At 67.3% G+C, this 18,690-nt stretch carries 18 protein-coding genes and 4 tRNA genes; 16 read left to right on the top strand and 6 right to left on the bottom strand.

Features of this window, described 5'->3' with window-relative positions:
* Positions 1–88: 88 nt before the first annotated feature.
* Positions 89–1,072 carry a DNA polymerase III subunit delta gene (gene holA / locus AC0VYB_RS10910; protein WP_009377102.1) on the top strand — a complete coding sequence of 328 codons (984 nt, stop codon included), beginning with the start codon at positions 89–91 and terminating at the stop codon, positions 1,070–1,072.
* 183 nt (positions 1,073–1,255) lie between these two features.
* On the opposite strand, the gene rpsT is transcribed toward holA, so the two are convergent.
* The 3 genes from rpsT to AC0VYB_RS10895 all read right to left on the bottom strand — a co-directional run bounded on the left by rpsT (position 1,256) and on the right by AC0VYB_RS10895 (position 3,146).
* Positions 1,256–1,516 (bottom strand): 30S ribosomal protein S20, encoded by a 261-nt coding sequence (rpsT, locus tag AC0VYB_RS10905; protein ID WP_009377103.1) that lies wholly within the window; start codon positions 1,514–1,516, stop codon positions 1,256–1,258.
* Between the two features lie 206 nt (positions 1,517–1,722).
* A complete protein-coding gene (locus AC0VYB_RS10900) occupies positions 1,723–2,328 on the bottom strand; it encodes a type II toxin-antitoxin system PemK/MazF family toxin (RefSeq protein WP_278373610.1) in 606 nt (201 codons plus the stop codon).
* Positions 2,329–2,366: 38 nt separating this feature from the next.
* A complete protein-coding gene (locus AC0VYB_RS10895) occupies positions 2,367–3,146 on the bottom strand; it encodes an endonuclease/exonuclease/phosphatase family protein (RefSeq protein ID WP_144587524.1) in 780 nt (259 codons plus the stop codon).
* A 165-nt stretch (positions 3,147–3,311) separates the two neighbouring features.
* Here AC0VYB_RS10895 and lepA point away from each other — a divergent pair, with 165 nt between their 5' ends.
* The 3 genes from lepA (at position 3,312) to AC0VYB_RS10880 (ending at position 7,491) form a co-directional block, all read left to right on the top strand.
* Positions 3,312–5,180 carry a translation elongation factor 4 gene (gene lepA, locus AC0VYB_RS10890; RefSeq protein ID WP_081590978.1) on the top strand — a complete coding sequence of 623 codons (1,869 nt, stop codon included), beginning with the start codon at positions 3,312–3,314 and terminating at the stop codon, positions 5,178–5,180.
* Positions 5,181–6,410, top strand: coding sequence for a radical SAM family heme chaperone HemW (gene hemW / locus AC0VYB_RS10885; protein WP_475384695.1), 1,230 nt, complete (start codon positions 5,181–5,183; stop codon positions 6,408–6,410).
* Positions 6,411–6,846: 436 nt separating this feature from the next.
* The gene (locus AC0VYB_RS10880) at positions 6,847–7,491 is read left to right on the top strand and encodes a hypothetical protein (RefSeq protein WP_131247771.1); all 645 of its coding nucleotides are present in this window, start codon (positions 6,847–6,849) and stop codon (positions 7,489–7,491) included.
* 76 nt (positions 7,492–7,567) lie between these two features.
* Here the strand turns inward: AC0VYB_RS10880 and AC0VYB_RS10875 are convergent, their stop codons facing one another.
* Positions 7,568–8,365 carry a DUF4870 domain-containing protein gene (locus tag AC0VYB_RS10875; RefSeq protein WP_009377109.1) on the bottom strand — a complete coding sequence of 266 codons (798 nt, stop codon included), beginning with the start codon at positions 8,363–8,365 and terminating at the stop codon, positions 7,568–7,570.
* A 194-nt stretch (positions 8,366–8,559) separates the two neighbouring features.
* Positions 8,560–9,417, bottom strand: coding sequence for a DUF3097 domain-containing protein (locus AC0VYB_RS10870; RefSeq protein WP_179952574.1), 858 nt, complete (start codon positions 9,415–9,417; stop codon positions 8,560–8,562).
* 136 nt (positions 9,418–9,553) lie between these two features.
* Here AC0VYB_RS10870 and hrcA point away from each other — a divergent pair, with 136 nt between their 5' ends.
* The 8 genes from hrcA to zapE all read left to right on the top strand — a co-directional run bounded on the left by hrcA (position 9,554) and on the right by zapE (position 17,489).
* Positions 9,554–10,606, top strand: a complete 1,053-nt coding sequence (gene hrcA, locus AC0VYB_RS10865; RefSeq protein WP_095375502.1) for a heat-inducible transcriptional repressor HrcA — start codon at positions 9,554–9,556, stop codon at positions 10,604–10,606.
* Between the two features lie 101 nt (positions 10,607–10,707).
* A complete protein-coding gene (gene dnaJ, locus AC0VYB_RS10860) occupies positions 10,708–11,820 on the top strand; it encodes a molecular chaperone DnaJ (protein ID WP_095375503.1) in 1,113 nt (370 codons plus the stop codon).
* Positions 11,817–12,599 (top strand): 16S rRNA (uracil(1498)-N(3))-methyltransferase, encoded by a 783-nt coding sequence (locus AC0VYB_RS10855; protein ID WP_119296209.1) that lies wholly within the window; start codon positions 11,817–11,819, stop codon positions 12,597–12,599. The genes dnaJ and AC0VYB_RS10855 overlap by 4 nt, the downstream gene beginning before the upstream one ends.
* A gap of 65 nt (positions 12,600–12,664) precedes the next feature.
* Positions 12,665–13,684: a PhoH family protein gene (locus tag AC0VYB_RS10850; protein WP_119296210.1), complete on the top strand. Its 1,020-nt coding sequence runs from the start codon at positions 12,665–12,667 to the stop codon at positions 13,682–13,684.
* Positions 13,681–14,169, top strand: coding sequence for an rRNA maturation RNase YbeY (gene ybeY / locus AC0VYB_RS10845; RefSeq protein ID WP_095375505.1), 489 nt, complete (start codon positions 13,681–13,683; stop codon positions 14,167–14,169). The genes AC0VYB_RS10850 and ybeY overlap by 4 nt, the downstream gene beginning before the upstream one ends.
* Before the next feature lie 3 nt (positions 14,170–14,172).
* Positions 14,173–15,441 carry a hemolysin family protein gene (locus tag AC0VYB_RS10840; protein WP_009377116.1) on the top strand — a complete coding sequence of 423 codons (1,269 nt, stop codon included), beginning with the start codon at positions 14,173–14,175 and terminating at the stop codon, positions 15,439–15,441.
* Position 15,442: 1 nt separating this feature from the next.
* Entirely contained in the window at positions 15,443–16,378 is a 936-nt protein-coding gene (gene era, locus AC0VYB_RS10835; RefSeq protein ID WP_095375506.1) for a GTPase Era, read from the top strand.
* 97 nt (positions 16,379–16,475) lie between these two features.
* A complete protein-coding gene (gene zapE / locus AC0VYB_RS10830; RefSeq protein WP_259862860.1) occupies positions 16,476–17,489 on the top strand; it encodes a cell division protein ZapE in 1,014 nt (337 codons plus the stop codon).
* Positions 17,490–17,663: 174 nt separating this feature from the next.
* Here zapE and AC0VYB_RS10825 read toward each other — a convergent pair whose 3' ends face one another.
* Entirely contained in the window at positions 17,664–18,152 is a 489-nt protein-coding gene (locus tag AC0VYB_RS10825; RefSeq protein ID WP_238614620.1) for a PGPGW domain-containing protein, read from the bottom strand.
* Between the two features lie 125 nt (positions 18,153–18,277).
* On the opposite strand from AC0VYB_RS10825, the gene AC0VYB_RS10820 reads away from it, so the two are divergent.
* The 4 genes from AC0VYB_RS10820 to AC0VYB_RS10805 all read left to right on the top strand — a co-directional run bounded on the left by AC0VYB_RS10820 (position 18,278) and on the right by AC0VYB_RS10805 (position 18,663).
* Positions 18,278–18,350: transfer RNA gene (locus tag AC0VYB_RS10820), tRNA-Gly, on the top strand.
* Between the two features lie 26 nt (positions 18,351–18,376).
* Positions 18,377–18,447: transfer RNA gene (locus AC0VYB_RS10815), tRNA-Cys, on the top strand.
* 34 nt (positions 18,448–18,481) lie between these two features.
* Positions 18,482–18,553 (top strand) — tRNA-Val (locus tag AC0VYB_RS10810).
* Between the two features lie 38 nt (positions 18,554–18,591).
* Positions 18,592–18,663, top strand: a tRNA-Val gene (locus AC0VYB_RS10805).
* Positions 18,664–18,690 lie beyond the last annotated feature (27 nt).

The following is an 18,690-nucleotide window of genomic DNA, read 5'->3' as shown; positions in this document are numbered from 1 at the left end:
GTGTCGGCGGCGGCCGCTGAACGGTGTCGGCGGCGGACGACAGTGAGCTGTGTCAGCCGCGTCTGTGGCGGACGATAGGCTTGGGAGCATGGCAGCGAAGAAGACCCTCATCCCGTGGAGCTCGGCCAAGCCCGCGCCCGTCGTGATGATCTCCGGCGGAGAATCCGTGCTCATCCGGATGGCCAAGGACCGCATCGTCTCCGCTGCCCGGAAGAAGTCGCCCGAAGAGGTCGAGTTCGATGCCGCCGCATACCAGGGCGGGGAACTCGAGATGGCCGCCTCGCCGTCGCTGTTCTCCAGCGCGAAGCTCATCGTCGTCGACGCCGTCGAGAAGTGCTCGGAGGCGTTCCTCGAGGACGCCCTCGCCTACCTCGACGAACCCAATGACGACGCTGTCGTCCTTCTCCTCCACGGTGGCGGCAACCGCGGTGCGAAACTCGTGAAGAAGCTCGATTCCGCTGGCTTCCCCCGCATCGACGCGGCGGCGCTGAAGAACGAGAGCGACCGCGCGAAGTTCGCTCAGACGAAGCTCAAGGCCGCGAAGCGTCAGATCGACGATGCGGGGATGGCCTCGCTCATGGCCGCCCTCGGCTCCGACCTCGCCGAACTCAACGCCGGTGTCGACCAGCTCATCGAGGACACCGAAGGCACGATCACCGCAGAGATCGTCGACCGCTACTACGGCGGGCGGGTCGAAGCGACCGGGTTCAAGGTCGCCGACGCGGCCGTCTCCGGCGACGCCAAGAGCGCACTCAGCCTCCTCCGGCACGCGCTGTCGACAGGATCGGATCCGGTCCCGCTCGTCGCGGCCGTGGCGATGAAGCTCCGCGGCATGGCGAAGGTGCAGGGCTTCTCCGGATCGAGCGGCGAGCTCGCGGCCGAGCTGAAGATGGCCCCCTGGCAGGTCGATCGCGCTCGGCGCGAGGTCCGGCGCTGGAACGAAGTCGCGCTCGGCCAGTCGCTCATCGCCGCCGCCGAAGCGGACGAAGCCGTCAAGGGCGGAGGCCGAGATCCCGTCTACGCCGTCGAGACTTTCGTCTCCGAGGTCTGCCGCCTCGCCCGCACCCGCTGAGCCGCGCGCCAGCTCGCCCACACGCGCCGGCTGAGTCGTGCGCCAGCTCGCCGCACGCGCTGAGTCGAGCGCGGGAGGTCCGGCGCCGAGTCGCTGCCCTGCGGAAGGGACCTCCCGGCACAGACGAAGGGGCCCGATCCGCAGTGCGGATCGGGCCCCTTCAGGCAAACCTCAGTCAGCGACTCAGAGAGCGTTGATCTGCTTGGCGAGCTTCGACTTGCGGTTCGCAGCGTTATTCTTGTGCAGAACACCCTTCGAGACAGCCTTGTCGAGTTTGCGGGCGGCCACAGCATAAGCCTGCTGTGCCTCGTCCTTGTTGCCGGCAGCGATGCTCTCACGGACGTTGCGGACGAGGCCACGAACCTCGGTACGCACTGCCTTGTTGCGCAGGCGAGCCTTCTCGTTGGTCTTGATCCGCTTCATCTGGGACTTGATATTAGCCAATTTCAACACTCTTCCGTGTTCGTACTACATGGTCGTGAGGGCGCATCCGCGCGACAGCCTTCGTCTCGGCGGGGAAACACTCTGACGAAATCGCATCGGATGGCATCTTCACCCGACCTCGGCGAGACACACGCCATGATGAAGACACAGTTGACAATGATACAGGCTGGCTCCGCCCGGCGGAAATCCCCGACCCGGTCCCCGCGTCAGGAGAATTCGGCTGCGACGAGGTCGAAGACCGACCGGTCCATGACCGCGCCCTCACGCCGGATGCTGCGCGGATCGAGGCGGATGATCCGGTCGAGGCGGACCTCCGAGGGGCGTCCCTGCGAATCCCAGGCGCCGCTGCCGATGTTCATCCACCGGGCGCTGCCATCCGTGCGGACCTCGCCGATCCCGCCGGGAATGTGGTCCTTGCTCGTGAGCATGAGGACGAGGACCCACGCCCCGTCCTTGCCGATGACGAGCGACGGGCGGTCCTTGCCCTTCGTGTGATCCTCCTCGAATGGGATCCACCCCCACACGACCTCGCCGGGATCGGCGTCTCCGTCGAGATCGGGGGAGTAGACGACGGTGACCGATCCCCGGTAGTCACCCGGGTAGCCCGTTCCCGGACGGTCATCCCTCGCCGAGGTGGTCCTCGCGTTCCCGGTCGACCCCTGCCCCTGCGGATGGGGTCCCGGGCGGCGATCGGCCCCCCGGCTGCCGTCGGCGCCGCCCTGCGACCGCCTGCTCTGCGACTGCCTGAGGTACTTCATGCCCTCGCGGACACCGATCTGCACGGCACGGTTGACGATTGATCTCCAGCTCATGCCGCCCAGCCTAGTGGACGATGGGCCGCAGGGACCGCTCAGGCGACGACGTCGTCGGCCCAGCGCAGGGTCGCCTCTACCGGGAAATGGTCGGACGGGTAGGTGCCGTCGACGTTGAACGTGTCGATGCGGGTCGAGACGGCCTCGAGTCCCTTCGTCGTGAGGATCCAGTCGATGCGCGGTTCCCCGGCCTTCGGTCCCTTGTAGCGGTGGAAGGTGCCGATGTTCTCCCCGGGTGCTGCCACTGCGGTGTCGGTGAGGCCGAGCTCGGAGGTGAAGTACTCATACACCGGGGCACCGGTGGCGACGTTGAAGTCACCGGTGATGACACAGGGGACGGCCACCTCGGCGATGGTCTCCGCCATGATCTTCGCCGACTCCAGCCGCGCACGCTCGGACTTGTGGTCGAGGTGGGTGTTGAGCAGGCGCAGCCTGCGTCCGGACTCGAGGTCGGTGAAGTCGACGGTCGTCAGGGTCCGGGCATGGGAGACGCCCCACGATTCGGAGGCGACGGTCTCCGGGGTCTCGGAGAGCCAGCTGATGTCGACGGTCTCGACTTCGAAGCGGGAGGAGTCGCAGATGATCGCGGTGAATTCCCCGGCATTGCCGCCCGAATGCCCCTCGCCGAGCCAGATGTACTCATCGGGCAGCAGCTCGATGAGCTTCTCGAGCTGATCGAGCTCACCCTCCTGCGTGCCGATGAGGTGCGGGTGGGCGGCGGCGATGAGCTCGGCGGCGACCGGCAGACGCTCGGCGACGGGATGCCCGTCCATCGCGGGGTAGCGGAGATTGAAGCTCATAACGGTGAAGTCGCTCATGAGACCATCATCGCGGACCTCGACCGCGATCGCGGGGATATCCGCAGCGATTTCCCCTCGCCGGACCAGCGCGACCGGGCAGGTGAGTGGGGCGACCGCGGATTCCGGCCGGGAGGCCGAGTCGTGGAACAATGGAGGTTCGCACGAATTGAAGAAAGGGCGTTCATGTCACCTCAGGTGTCGCCACAAGCACTCCAGCGGATCACACCGTCCGCGACCTCACCCGAGCTGATCCGCAATTTCTGCATCATCGCCCACATCGACCACGGGAAGTCGACGCTCGCCGACCGGATGCTCCAGATCACCGGCGTCGTCCAGCCGCGCGACATGCGCGCGCAGTACCTCGACCGGATGGACATCGAACGCGAACGCGGCATCACCATCAAATCCCAGGCCGTGCGCATGCCGTGGGAGACCGACGGCACCCCGTACGCACTCAACATGATCGACACCCCCGGCCACGTCGACTTCAGCTACGAGGTCTCCCGGTCACTCGCCGCCTGTGAGGGCGCGCTCCTCCTCGTCGACTCCGCGCAGGGCATCGAGGCCCAGACGCTCGCGAACCTCTACCTCGCGATGGAGAACGAGCTGACGATCATCCCGGTGCTCAACAAGATCGACCTGCCCGCCGCGCAGCCGGACAAGTACGCCGAAGAGCTTGCGAACCTCATCGGCGTCGACCCCGACGACGTCCTGCGGGTCTCCGGCAAGACCGGTGAGGGCGTCGAAGGCGTCCTCGACCGGATCATCACCGACATCCCCGCGCCCGTCGGCGACGCTGATGCGCCGGCGCGGGCGATGATCTTCGACTCCGTCTACGACACCTACCGGGGTGTCGTCACCTACGTCCGCGTCGTCGACGGCGCACTGTCGCCGAGGCAGAAGGTGACGATGATGTCGACGGGCACGACTCACGAACTCCTCGAGATCGGTGTGTCCTCCCCGGAGCCGATCGCGACGAAGGGACTCGGCGTCGGCGAGGTCGGCTACCTCATCACCGGTGTCAAGGACGTCCGCCAGTCGAAGGTCGGCGACACGGTCACCGCGACCGCAGCCCCGGCCGAGGAGCCCCTGGCCGGCTACGAAGAGCCCAAGCCGATGGTCTTCTCCGGGCTCTTCCCCATCGACGGCTCCGACTACCCGGCGCTGCGCGACGCCCTCGACAAGCTCAAGCTCAACGACGCCGCCCTCGTCTACGAACCGGAGAACTCGACGGCGCTCGGCTTCGGCTTCCGGTGTGGGTTCTTGGGCCTCCTCCACCTCGAGATCGTCCGGGAGCGCCTCGAGCGCGAATTCGACCTCGACCTCATCTCGACCGCCCCGAGCGTCATCTACGACGTCACTCTCGAGGACCGGTCCGAGGTCGTCGTGACGAACCCCTCGGAGTTCCCGACCGGCAAGATCCGCGAGGTCCGCGAGCCGATGGTCAAGGCGACGATCCTCACCCCGAGCGACTACATCGGCGCGGTCATGGAACTCTGCCAGGACCGCCGCGGCAAGCTCCAGGGCATGGACTACCTGTCCTCGGACCGCGTCGAGATCCGCTACCGCCTGCCGCTGGCCGAGATCGTCTTCGACTTCTTCGACCAGCTCAAGTCCCGGACGAAAGGCTACGCCTCCCTCGACTACGCCGACGACGGCATGGACGGCGCCGACCTCGTCAAGGTCGACATCCTCCTCCACGGCGATCAGGTCGACGCGTTCTCCGCGATCGTCCACCGCGACAAGGCGTACTCGTACGGGGTGCTCATGGCCGGCAAGCTGCGCGGACTCATCCCGCGCCAGCAGTTCGAGGTCCCCATCCAGGCCGCCATCGGCTCGCGCATCATCGCCCGTGAGACCATCCGCGCGATCCGCAAGGACGTGCTCTCGAAGTGCTACGGCGGCGACATCAGCCGCAAGCGCAAGCTGCTCGAGAAGCAGAAGGAGGGCAAGAAGCGGATGAAGATGGTCGGCAGCGTCGAGGTGCCGCAGGAGGCCTTCATCGCGGCCCTGTCCTCGGACGAACCGGACAAGAAGGACGCCAAGAAGTAGGTGCCGGAACAGCCGATCGGTGAGATCCCACCGCTCGACGGCTCCCTTCCCGCCTCGGCGGGGACCGGGAACGGCGAGCGGCTGAGCCTCTACGTCCACGTACCCTACTGCCGCGTGCGCTGCGGCTACTGCGACTTCAACACCTACACCGCCGACGAACTCGGACCGGGTGCCAACCGCGACGACTACCGGGAGATGATCTCCCGGGAGCTCGATCTCTCGACCCGTGTCCTCGCTGAGGTGGGGGCGGGCAATCGTGAGGTCGGGACGATCTTCTTCGGCGGGGGCACCCCGACGATCCTCCCCACCGAGGTGCTCGCCGGTGTCCTTTCCGACATCCGCTCCCGCTACCGGCTGGCCTCCGATGTCGAGGTGACGACCGAGGCGAACCCGGACACCCTCAGTCCCGCCTATCTCGACACGCTGGCCGCCGCCGGCTTCACCCGCATCTCCGTGGGCATGCAGTCGGCGGTCCCGCACGTGCTCGCAACCCTCGATCGCACGCACGATCCGCTGAAGATCCCGGATGTCGCGCGTTGGGTCAAGGAGGCCGGGCTCGAGCTCAGCCTCGACCTCATCTACGGCACACCGGGGGAGTCGATCGACGACTGGCGTGCCTCCCTCGACTCGGCGCTGGCCAATGACGTCGACCACATCTCCGCTTACTCGCTCATCGTCGAGCCGGGCACGAAGATGGGGGCGATGGTTCGTCGCGGGCAGCTGCCCATGCCCGATGAGGACGACCTCGCCGACAAGTACGAGATCGCCGATGCGGCCATGGCCGCTGCCGGTCTGCGCTGGTACGAGGTGAGCAACTGGTCGAAGAACCCGGACACCCGCTGTGAGCACAACATGGCGTATTGGCGGGGTGCCGACTGGTGGGGCTTCGGCCCGGGTGCGCACTCCCACGTCGGGGGAGTCCGGTTCTGGAACGCCAAGCATCCCCGCGCCTGGTCGGACAGGCTCCTCGCCGGTCACTCCCCGGCGATCGGACGGGAGGTGCTCTCGGAGACGACGCGCGAGATCGAGCGGATCATGCTCGCCGCCCGCATCGACTCCGAGCTGCCCCTCGATTCGCTGGGCCTCGGCAGCGAGGTGGCGATCCGCACCTTCGTCAAGCAGGGACTTCTCGACGCCGAGGCGGTCGCCGACGGCCGGTTCTCCCCGACGCTCCAGGGCCGGCTCATGGCCGACCATATGGTCAGGGTGCTCACCGACTACGTACGGTGACGCCCACCATGACGCCCGACGATGACGTGCGGAAACGGCCTGCGTTCGTCGGCGGGCTCCTGCTAGACTGACTACACCTATCGTGGATGATGTGGTGTACCTTTCGTGGAACCCCGACGGTGCGGAGCAAGCGAGGTGGACGATGTCGAACCCTCAGCCCGAAGATGACCGACACGGCCGACAGGACTCTGCTGTGCCTGGAGCGAATGCGGACCGGGGTTCTGATTCCCGCCCGCCCGGCGTTGATCCGCGTGGAGGCAAGCCGCCTGTTCCGGAGTCGCCAGCACCGCCTCCGTCTTACCTCCCGCCGCAGGCATCCGGGCCGCCTCCGCGCTCGAGACCCCGGCGGCACTCGTCCCGGCGGCCGTCGGGGACGGCAGACCTCAGGCGTCTGGGCAGAGATGCCGTGGGCGCAGCGGCGAGGGCTGCTGAGTCCGTGCAACGGTCCGACCTCTGGAAGCGGGGACGCGCGGCGGCGGGAAGCGCTTCACGGGCGGCAGCAGCGAAAGGACGCGCCGCGGCACACACGACTGCGGCGGCCTCGACGACCGCATGGCGTCACGGCAGGGACATGTATGCGGTCTCGAGTCGACTTCCCGGCGAGGGGCACGGCCGCCCGAGTCGGCCGTGGGAGATCCGCACCGCTGCTGTCCTCGGGCTCATCGCGCCGTTGTTCATCGTCCTCGCGATCATCTCGATGGCAGTCACCGGTGGACGCACACTGAGGTCGTTCGGCTGGATGCTGCGCGGCATCGGGGACACGACCGGCGTCGAACCGGTCAACGCCGCTGCCGACATCTCAACGGGCCTGGCGGACGCCCTCGTCGCCTTCGGCATCATTGTGGGGCTCGTGGTCATCGCGGCGTTCTGCATCTATGCGTGGAGAGTGCTCGTGGGGCGCGGTCACGCCAAATGGGTGGCGCTCATCGCTCTCGTCGCCTCACTCTTCGTCCTCACTCCGTTCAGTCCGGTTCTCACCGCAGGGTTTCAGATCTTCGCGACGGCCAGTCTTGTCTTCGCCTTCCTCCCGCGTTCGTCGGCGTGGTTCGTCCACCGCCGGAACAGGCGATTCTCACGGTGAGCCGAAACAGGACCGCCGCCTGCGCAGATGCGCAGACGGCGGGTCCGAGAGTCGGCGGCTCAATGGCCGCAGCTGATCACTTGATGAAGTTGATCGTCAGCGGGAACTTGTAGCCCTCGCCCTTGTTCGCAGCCACGGCGGCGATGATGTAGATGACCGCGTAGACGAGCGGGATGAGGAACGCGAAGTAGACGATGAGGAATCCGAAGCCCATCGTCACGAACGCGAGGATGGTGCCGATGATGCCGAGGACGATCGAGGCGGCGAACGTGGCGATCATGTTCGTGATCCACGCGTTCGTGCCCTGGCGGGCGTAGTCGCGGACGAAGGGCGACTCGTCCTTCTTCACGAGGAACATGATGAGCGGGAGGAAGCCGACGAAGAGCGACCCGATGTTCGTCCACAGCGCGGTGGTCCGCTCGGAGTCGGTGGCGTTCCAGAAGCGCTCGGAGCCCGGACCGTACGCGGACTCGGGCAGGTTGGCGGAGTCGAACATCGCGGGGTTGGCGTGCATCGCGGGCTGGACGCCGTACTGCTGGCCGCCGTAGTTCTGCTGGCCGCCGTACTGCTGGCCATAGCCCTGCTGCGAGCCGTACTGCTGAGCGCCGTAGTTCTGCTGGGAACCGTGCTGCTGCTGGCCGCCGTAGCTCTGCGGCTGGCTGCCGTACTGGTTCTGCTGGGAGCCATAACCCTGCTGACCGTAGCCCTGCTGCGAACCGGAGTTCTGCTGGGAGTCGTACTGCTGTTGCGAACCGGAGTTCTGCTGCGGCTGCTGGCTGTAGGGCTGCTGGGGTCCGGACGCCTGGGTGTAGTTCGGAGGCATCGGACGCGACTGGTTCGGCTCTCCGTTCGGAGGCTGCGGGGAGTTCGACATGAGGGTCCTTTCGAGAAGCTTCTGCACTTCCACCCTAGACCAGCGGCCCCAGCCGAAGGGTGGGAGCGGCGTTCCAAGTTCGTCACAACTGCCTCGGAGCCGGGCCCTTGCGACTGCCTCGGAGTCGAAACCGCAGCGACCTCAGTCCCCGCAGCGACCTCAGTCCACGCAGCCCCGCAGCGAACTCAGACCCCTCAGTCCACGGTGACGAAGTCGATGAGCTCCTCGACCCGGCCCGAGAGCGTCGGCTCGACATCGGCGATCGTGCTCACGGACCTGAGGATCCGCACCCATCCGGCGGCGACGTCCTTGTGATCGGCGTGCGGCCAGCCGACGCGGCGCAGTATCCCCGTCTTCCAGTCCTCTCCGCGCGGGACGGTCGGCCATGCGGCGATGCCGACGACGTGCGGCTTGACCGCCTGCCAGATGTCGACGTACGGGTGGCCGATGATGTGGACGACGTCGCGGTAGCGCGGATCGGAGCGGACCGCCTCGGCGATCTTCGACTCCTTCGTCCCGGAGACGAGATGGTCGGCGAGGATCCCGACCCGATGCTGCCGGTCGGGGCCGAACTCCGCGAGCTTGTCGGCGACGTCGTCGAGTCCGCCGAGGGGTTCGACGACGACGCCTTCGATCCGCAGGTCGTCGCCCCAGATCTTCTCGACGAGCTCGGCGTCGTGCTTGCCCTCGACCCAGATCCGCGACCCCCTGGCCACCCGCGCCTTCGCGCCGACCACGGCACGTGAGCCCGAGGCTGTACGACCGGGGGCAGCCGGCTTGCGCTTGGGCAGGCGAAGGTCGACAGGCTCGCCCTCGAGGAGGAAGCCGGGTCCGAGCGGAAATGACCGGACCGCGCCGCGGCGGTCCTCGAGTTTGACGACGACGCCGCCCGTCGTCTTCTCGGCACCGACGACGGCGCCGACGAAACCGCTCATTGCGTCTTCGAGCACCATGCCGAGGCCGACCTCGACGGGGCGGGATTTCTTGGGCCGGTGCGAGGACGGCGACGAACCGGAGAGCACGTCCGAACCATAGCGATCAAAGGCATTCACAGCCCACCAGCGTAGTGAATGCGCAGCGCCGATCCGCGCTGACCCGCGGGTGGGGCGGCGGAAAGTGAATTCACCGGAGAAGAGGCGTAGAATTGGCACTCGGACTATTCGAGTGCCAAATTCGGGGAGGAGTCGGATGAACGACAGCAGGCGCGCGCAGGTGCTCCGTGCGATCGTCGAAGACTTCGTGGCCACGAACGAACCCGTGGGGTCGAAGGCGATCGTGCAGCGGCACACCCTCGGGGTGTCGCCCGCGACGATCCGCAACGACATGGCCCAGCTCGAGGCCGAGGGATACATCGCCCAGCCGCACACCTCGGCGGGGCGCATCCCCACCGACCTCGGCTACCGCATGTTCGTCGACCGCATCGACGAGTTCAAACCGCTCAGCGCCGCTGAGCGCCGCGCGATCATCCAGCTCGTCGAAGGCGAATCCGACCTCGACGGGATGCTCGACCGCACGGTCCGCCTCCTCGCCGGGCTCACGCACCAGGTCGCGCTCATCCAGTACCCCATGGTCTCGCAGGCCAGGGTCAAGCACATCGAGGTCGTCGGTCTCGCCGCCGGCCGGATCCTCGTCGTCCTCATCACCGACGCGGGCCAGGTCGAGCAGAAGATCGTCGGCCTCGCCGAGGCGGTCGATGAGGAGGATCTCGCCCGCATCCGTGAGCGGATCAACGCCGAGTTCGCCGGCCGGAAGCTCTCACGCATCGACCTCGGCGAGGCCGCCGGAGCGGCGGAGTCGGATCACGCCCCTGCCGAGGGCATGGCCGAAGTCCCCGGGGGAGAGGCGACGTTCGCCCGCCTCCGCGACGCCGTCATCGACCTTGTCGCCGCGACCCGCGAAGAGCGGATCATCATGGCCGGCACCGCGAACCTCGCCCGCTCGGGCAAGGAGTTCGGTGAGCAGATGGCCCCGATCCTCGAGGCCTTCGAGGAGCAGGTCGTCCTCCTCAAACTGCTCACCTCGATGGCCGAGGACCACGCCGAGATCAGTGTCCGCATCGGCCGTGAGAACACTCACGAGTCCTTCAGCTCGACATCCGTCGTCGCCGCCGAATATGGTCATGTGGCAGGATCCTCGGCCCGCCTCGCCGTGCTCGGTCCGACCCGCATGGACTATCCGACGACGATCTCGGCCGTGCGCGCCGTCGCCAAATACGTGTCCTCCGCCCTCGAACGGGGATAGGCGAGGCCTCACCGGCGGGCGCAGCGCCCGTCGTCCCAGACAGTCCCACCTGACAGACAGTCCCACACACCACGATCACCATCAGGGAGAGAGAAGTTTCAGTGGCCGATCACTACGAAACACTCGGAGTGTCCAAGGACGCTTCGGCGGCTGAGATCAAGAAGTCGTACCTCAAGCTGGCCCGGAAGTACCACCCCGACGTCAACCCCGGCTACGACGAGGAATTCAAGTCGATCTCACTCGCCTACGAGGTCCTCTCCGATCCGCAGAAGCGCCGCAACTACGACATGGGCGGCGGCGAGAACGGTCAGGGCTTCCCGGCCGGCGGCTTCGGCGGCTTCGGCGACATCTTCGAGACCTTCTTCGGCGGCGGGGGCGGCTCCGCCGGCGGTCCGATCCCGCGCACCCAGCGCGGCAAGGACGCCCTCGTCGGCGTCAACATCGATCTGCGCACCGCGGCCTTCGGCGGCACCGTCGACCTCGACGTCACCACTGCGGTCGTGTGCGAGACGTGCAGCGGCGCCGGCACCCAGGACGGCACCTCGATCGAGACGTGCTCGCTGTGCCACGGCTCCGGCAGCATCCAGCGGATGACCCGCACCCTGCTCGGTCAGATGGTGACGAACCAGACGTGCAACCAGTGCCACGGCTTCGGCACCGTCATCCCGCACCCCTGCCTCAACTGCCAGGGCGATGGACGCGTGCGCAAGCAGCGGACGATGAAGATCCGCATCCCCGCCGGAGTCTCCGACGGCACGCGCATCCAGCTCTCCGCCCAGGGCGAGGTCGGGCCTGGCGGCGGTCCCGCCGGTGACCTCTTCGTCGAGGTCATGGTCACCCGCCATGAGGTCTTTCGCCGCGACGGCGACAACCTCCGCGCTGCCGTCTCGGTGCCCATGACGGCGGCGGCGCTCGGCGCCCGCATCCCGTTCGAGACCTTCGACGGCACCCAGGACCTCGACATCGAACCCGGCACTCAGTCGGGCACGGTCGTCAGGCTTCCGGGCCTCGGCGCGACCCGCCTGCGGACCGAGACCCGCGGCGACCTCCTCATCACCGTCGAGGTCACCACGCCCGACAGGCTCGACGACGAACAGCGGGAGCTGCTCGCTCGACTCGCGACGGTCCGCGGCGAGGAGACACCGCGCGCGCAGATCACGACCGAGAACCGCGGCATGTTCTCTCGCATGCGTGAGAAGTTCGCCGGTCGGTGAGCCTCCCGGTCTTCCATTCCCCGCAGGCCGCCGAGGCGGTCGCCGGTTCCGCGCTCACGCTCGGTGAGGACGTCGCCGGGCACGCCGTGCGCGTGCGCCGGATCGGCCCCGGCGAGGAGATCGACGTCGTCGACGGGCACGGGGTCCGCGCCCGCGGAACCGTGAGCACCGCCTCGGCGACCGCACTCGTCCTCGACGTCACCGAGGTCACCCGGACTCCCGCCCACGGACCTCGGCTCGTCCTCGTCCAGGCGCTTGCGAAGGGCGACCGCGACCTCCAGGCGATCGAGGCGGCCACCGAGATCGGCGTCGACGAGGTCATCCCATGGGCGGCCGAACGCTCGATCGCCGATTGGCCGGCGAAGAAGGCCGCGAAGATGGCCGCGAAATGGGAGAACCTCCTCACCGCGGCCTCCCTCCAGTCGCGGCGCTCGCGCTTCCCCGTCCTCGGGGAGCTCGCACGCGGCACGGGATTGGCCCACCGCCTCGGCGAGGGGACCGGGGATTCCGCTGCAGCCGACCCGGGTGGGGATGCGATCTTCGTCCTCCACGAAGCCGCGGCGACCCGCCTGACCGCGCAGCTGCGGGACCTCGATGCGGGCAGCACCGAGCGCATCGTCCTCATCGTCGGACCCGAAGGCGGGATCACCGAGGCCGAGCTCGAGGCCCTGCAGGGGATCGGGGCGCGCACCGTCGTCCTCGGCGACACCGTCCTCCGGTCCTCCTCGGCGGGACCGGCCGGACTCGTCCTCGCGCAGAATTCCCTGGGCCGCTGGTGACGAACCGGACTACGATAGAAGCTGACCTGTCCTCACCTCGGGTGAGCGCGCGACGCTCCGCCTGAGTGACCTACGAACGAAGGACCATTCTGGACACCTCCACCGATTCATCGACCGCAGCGGACTCGGCGTCCTCGGAGACCGTCCGCCTCGTCATCCCGGACTCGATCGACCTCGTCGAGTTCTTCGGCCCCGGAGAGGCGAACCTCCGCACGCTCGAAAGGGTCTTCTCCGGACTCGACCTCCACCTGCGCGGCAACCAGCTCCAGGCCGCCGGCGATCCCGACCAGGTGAGCTCGTTCGTCACCGTCATCGGTGAGCTGAAGAAGCTCCACCAGTCGGGGCACCGCATCGATGAGGAGACGATCGACCGCGTCGCCTCGTTCTCCTCCGAGGGCAAGGCCGCCTCGGCGGTGATGGGCACGAACATCCTCTCGACCCGCGGGAAGTCGATCCGCCCGAAGACGATGGGCCAGCACGACTACGTCAAGGCGATCCGGAACAACACGATCACCTTCGGCATCGGCCCGGCGGGCACAGGCAAGACCTATCTGGCGATGGCCATGGCCGTCAACGCCCTCCAGAACGAGGACGTCTCACGGATCATCCTCACCCGCCCGGCCGTCGAAGCCGGGGAGCGCCTCGGATTCCTTCCGGGCACGCTGGGGGAGAAGATCGACCCGTACGTCCGCCCCCTCTACGACGCCCTCCACGACATGGTCGACCCCGAGTCGATCCCGATGCTCATCGAGACGGGCACGATCGAGGTCGCCCCGCTCGCCTACATGCGCGGGCGCACCCTCAATGACGCCTTCATCGTCCTCGACGAGGCCCAGAACACGACGGGCGAGCAGATGAAGATGTTCCTCACGCGGCTCGGCTTCGGCTCCCGGATGGTCGTCACCGGCGACGTCTCGCAGATCGACCTGCCCGGGAACACGAAGAGCGGACTCAAGGTCGTCCAGAAGATCCTCGCCGACATCGACGACCTCGCCTTCTGCCAGCTCGGCAGCAAGGACGTCGTGCGGCATTCGCTGGTGACGAAGATCGTCGACGCCTACGACCTGTGGGGGAACGCGAAGTGAACACCGAGATCGCCAACGAGACCGAGGACGAGGTCGACCTCGACGAGGTCGTGGCGCTGACCGAATACCTCGGCGAGGCGCTGCACATGCACCCCGGGGCGGAACTGTCGGTGACGATGGTCGACGAGGCGGCGATGTCCGAACTCCACGTCACATGGATGGACCTCGAGGGGCCCACCGACGTCATGTCGTTCCCGATGGACCAGCTCAGCCAGGGTCGCGCCGACGCCCCGACCGAGGGCCAGATGGGCGACATCATCATCTGCCCGGCCGTGGCCGCGAAGCAGGCCGCAGCGGCGGGCCATTCGGCGATGGATGAGATCCTCCTCCTCACCGTCCACGGATTCCTCCACCTCCTCGGCTACGACCACGGGGAGCCGGAGGAGCGGGAGGCGATGTTCGCCCTCCAGCGCCACCTGCTGCTGACGTTCTTCGCCGCCCGCTACGACGGCCGGACGGACATCCCGACGCCGACCGAGGTCTGAGCCGTGCTCTGGTTCTTCCTCGCGGCGCTGCTCTGCCTCATCTTCTCGGCGACGCTGGCGGCCGTCGACGCGGCGCTGCTCAGCGTCTCCCACCACGCGATCCAGGACGCGAAGGACGAGGGCAAGGCCTCGGCGGTGCGGGTCGAGCGGATCCTCGCCGACCTGCCGACGAACATCAACGTCATCATCTTCGTCCGCCTCTTCCTCGAGGCGCTCGCGACCGTGTTCATCGCGCTGGCCTACGACTCGCTCTACTCGGTCGGTCCGCTCATGGTCGTCCTCACCGTGCTCACCTCCTCGATCGCCGTCTTCGTCGTCGCCGGGGTCTCCCCGCGCACGATCGGGCGTCGCCGTTCGCTGGGAGTGAGCCTGGGACTGAGCGGGATCGTCACCTTCCTCCTAGTCGTCCTCCGTCCCCTGACGAAGGTCCTCGTGTGGCTGGGCAACCTGCTCACCCCGGACAAGGTCTACAAGGACGGACCCTTCGTCACCTCGGATCAGCTGCGCGACCTCGTCGAAAGGGCGAGCGAGTCCGACATCATCGAGGACGGCGAACGCGACATGATCCAGTCGGTGTTCATGCTCTCGGAGACCTCGGCGAAGCAGGTCATGGTCCCGCGCACCGACCTCGTCACCGTCACCTCGGGCACTCCGCTCAACAAGGTGATGAACCTCTTCCTCCGCTCCGGGTTCTCCCGGATTCCCATCAGCGGAGAGGACCTCGACGACATCGAAGGTGTCGCCTACCTCAAGGACGTCGCCCGGCGGCTCCATCAGCATCCGGAGGACGCCGAGCGTCCGGTCAACACGCTCGCCCGCAGCGTCCTCTTCGTCCCGGAGACGAAGCCGGCCGACGACCTGCTGCGGCAGATGCAGATCGAGTCGACGCATCTGGCGATCCTCATCGACGAGTACGGCGGCACCGCGGGACTCGTGACGATCGAGGACATCGTCGAGGAGATCGTCGGCGAGATCGACGACGAATACGATGCCGTCGATGAGGACCTCGTCGAGGCCGACGACGGCACTTACCTCGTGAGCACGCGGATGTCGATCACCGACTTCGCCGAGTACTTCGACGTGCGCATCGACGTCGACGACGTCACCAGCGTCGGCGGTCTGCTCACGAAGCTCATCGGGCGCGTGCCCATCGCCGGCTCGAGCGCCGAGATCGCCGGTCTGCGCCTCACCGCGCTCGAAGGCCAGGGCCGCCGCCACCGCATCGCCCACGTCACGGTGACACGGGTCGACACACCTGAGGAAGAGAGCTGAGATGGACTTTCGCACGGACTACCCCGAGGACTTCCGGGCGGGCTTCGCGTGCTTCGTCGGCCGCCCGAACACGGGCAAGTCGACGCTGACGAACGCGCTCGTGGGCGAGAAGGTGGCGATCACCTCGGCGAAGCCCCAGACGACGCGCCACACGATCCGCGGGATCGTCCACAAGGACGACCATCAGCTCATCATCGTCGACACCCCGGGCCTGCATAAGCCCCGGACCCTGCTCGGCTCCCGGCTCAACGACCTCGTCGTCGCGACCCTGAGCGAGGTCGACGTCATCGGCTTCTGCCTGCCCGCCGACGAGCCCATCGGACCCGGCGACCGCTACATCGCCTCCCAGCTCGCCCTCCTCGACGGACGGACCCCGATCGTCGCCCTCGTGACGAAGGTCGACACCGTGAGTCAGGACAAGGTCGCCGAGGCGCTCCTGGCCGTGAGCGAACTCGCCGACTTCGCCGACGTCATCCCCGTCTCCGCCGTCGACGGCTTCCAGGTCGAGACCGTCGATCAGGTGCTCTCGAGCTACCTGCCGGTGTCCCCGCCGCTCTACCCCGAAGGCGAGCTCACCGACGAACCCGAAGAGGTGATGATCGCCGAACTCGTCCGCGAGGCCGCCCTCGAAGGCGTCCGCGATGAGCTGCCGCACTCGCTCGCCGTCCAGGTCGAGGAGATGTACCCTCGGGAGGGCCGCAGCGAGGACAACCCGCTGTGGAACGTCCACGTCAACCTCTACGTCGAACGCCCCAGTCAGAAGGCGATCATCATCGGCAAGGGCGGGAAGCGGCTCAAGGAGATCGGCTCGGAGTCGCGCCGCGGCATCGAGGCGCTGCTCGGCACGAAGGTCTTCCTCGACCTCCACGTCAAGGTCGCCAAGGACTGGCAGCGCGATCCCAAACAGCTCGGACGCCTCGGCTTCGACTTCACCTGAGGCCGGGCGTGCGGGCCGCTTGTCGCTGCCTCGGGCCGTCGCCCGGTGTGTCAGGGGTCATGCCGGCCCGAACGTGCCCTGCAATAGACTAGGGCGGGTGAATGCCGAGCAGACCCTCACCTCGCTGAGCGAGCGCAATCCCACCGTCGCCCCCGACGAACTCATCGCCGGACTCGTCCCGCCCCCGCAGTTCGAGGACGTGTCGTTCGCGAGCTACCGGACCGACCCCAACGAGCCGTCGCAGGCCGAGGCGCGGGCCAAGCTCGAGGAGTTCGTCGCCGATAACCGGTCGAAGGGGTTCTTCGGAAAGCTCTTCTCCAAGGGCAAGGACGGTCCCAAGGGCGTCTACCTCGACGGCGGCTACGGCGTCGGCAAGACCCACCTTCTCGCCTCGGCGTGGCACGCGAACGAGAAGCCGGCGACCTTCGGCACCTTCGTCGAGTACACCAACCTCGTCGGGGCGCTCGGCTTCGTCCGGGCCCGTGACGACCTCAAGCAGATGAAGCTCGTGTGCGTCGATGAGTTCGAACTCGACGATCCCGGCGATACGGTGCTCATGTCCCGGCTCATGCGCGAGCTCACCGACGCCGGGGTGAAGATCATCGCGACGTCGAACACCCTCCCGGGATCGCTCGGGGAGGGACGCTTCGCCGCGCAGGACTTCCTCCGGGAGATCCAGGCCCTGGCCGACCAGTTCGAGGTCTACCGGATCGACGGTCAGGACTACCGGCACCGCGGGCTCACCGCCCCGGCTGAACCGCTGACGCCGGCCGAACTCGATGCGGCTGCCGCCGAGCTGCCCGGAGTGGTCGCCCGCGATGACTTCAGCACTCTGCTCGAGCATCTCGCGACCGTCCATCCTTCGAAGTACGGGAGGATGGTCGACGGCATCGACGCCGCCGTGTGGAAGAACGTCCACACGATCGACAATGAGAGCGTGGCGCTGCGCTTCGTCGCGCTCGTCGACCGCCTCTACGACAGGGATGTGCGCATCATCAACTCCGGTGAGCGCCTTGATCGGGTCTTCACCGAGGAATCCCTGTCCGGCGGGTACCGGAAGAAGTACATGCGCTGCCTCTCGCGCCTCACTGCGCTCTCCTCCCCGGAGTAGGCCCTTCTCCCTTCCCTCACTTCCAGAAGTGGTCGAAGAAACGAGGCATTCTGCCCGAATCGGTCGATTCTCCTCGGTTCTTCGACCACTTCTGGTTGGATTCCGGGCTGGGTGGAGGTCCGAGGGCGGACGCCTCCGGTCGACGACCTCGACCGCCGTGTCTGGATTCCTCCCTCAGCGGAGGTCGAGGGCCTCGAAGACCCCGCCGAAGTGGGGCACCCAGTCGGGGATGCCGATGAGACGCAGCACCAGCCAGACGACGCAGGCGACGAAGGCCGCGGTGAGAGCGCCGACCGCCCAGCGCACCCACAGTGGCTGGCGCATGATCCAGTGCGTCCACGCCTCGACGCGCACGCGGACGAAGTGGAGCAGGTGTCTGGCCCAGTGGAACTCGGTCGAGATGACGAAGAGGCCGATGATGACGATGAGCCACCCGGGGCCGGGCAGGGGGACGAGGATGAGCCCGATGACGACGATGAGCGAGCCGACTCCGCCGACGAGGAACCTGTAGAGCCGAGCCGCGTGCGGGTTCGCGGTCACGCTCATCCGCCAGCGCAGGAACCCCAGACGGAACCGACGCCAGGAGGGCCGGCCGTGCTTGTGATGGCGCGACAGCCAGCCCGCTGGCCGCTTGTCAGGGGGTCGCTCATCCACGTCAGCCATTCAACCCGAGGAGTCTGAAAGCTTGATTCGGATCTGTGACGACGATCACCGCGTTTGGATTTTGCGTCCGTGCCCGGCTGCGTATAGAGTTATATCTCGTTGCCAGGGAAACCGGGCAGCGAAACGCGGATGTGGCTCAGTTGGTAGAGCATCACCTTGCCAAGGTGAGGGTCGCGGGTTCGAGTCCCGTCATCCGCTCGGAGGCGTCATGGCACTGCCTTGGCGGTGGCGTGGCCGAGAGGCGAGGCAGCGGCCTGCAAAGCCGTATACACGGGTTCGAATCCCGTCGCCACCTCGGATTCTCCGACAGCTCGTCTGTCGGTGAGTTAGCGCGATTGGCGCAGCGGTAGCGCGCTTCCTTCACACGGAAGAGGTCACTGGTTCGATCCCAGTATCGCGCACAGGGGCCTTCACGGTTCCGGTGCAACAAATGAATAGAGCGCGATTGGCGCAGCGGTAGCGCGCTTCCCTGACACGGAAGAGGTCACTGGTTCGATCCCAGTATCGCGCACACTAGGAACCCCAGGCTCTGACCTGG

The sequence above is a fragment of the Brevibacterium sp. Z349TD_9 genome (assembly GCF_056173565.1).
The sequence above is the reverse complement of the archived record's forward strand: the minus strand, read 5'-3'. Positions and strand labels throughout refer to the sequence as shown.

Coding starts and splice junctions, on each gene's coding strand:
- holA (WP_009377102.1), top strand. CDS start 89: ATGGCAGCGAAGAAGACCCTCATCCCGTGGAGCTCGGCCAAGCCCGCG.
- hrcA (WP_095375502.1), top strand. CDS start 9,554: ATGAACGACAGCAGGCGCGCGCAGGTGCTCCGTGCGATCGTCGAAGAC.
- era (WP_095375506.1), top strand. CDS start 15,443: ATGGACTTTCGCACGGACTACCCCGAGGACTTCCGGGCGGGCTTCGCG.
- AC0VYB_RS10895 (WP_144587524.1), bottom strand. CDS start 3,146: ATGAGCGACTTCACCGTTATGAGCTTCAATCTCCGCTACCCCGCGATG.
- AC0VYB_RS10875 (WP_009377109.1), bottom strand. CDS start 8,365: ATGTCGAACTCCCCGCAGCCTCCGAACGGAGAGCCGAACCAGTCGCGT.
- AC0VYB_RS10825 (WP_238614620.1), bottom strand. CDS start 18,152: ATGGCTGACGTGGATGAGCGACCCCCTGACAAGCGGCCAGCGGGCTGG.
- lepA (WP_081590978.1), top strand. CDS start 3,312: ATGTCACCTCAGGTGTCGCCACAAGCACTCCAGCGGATCACACCGTCC.
- AC0VYB_RS10900 (WP_278373610.1), bottom strand. CDS start 2,328: ATGAGCTGGAGATCAATCGTCAACCGTGCCGTGCAGATCGGTGTCCGC.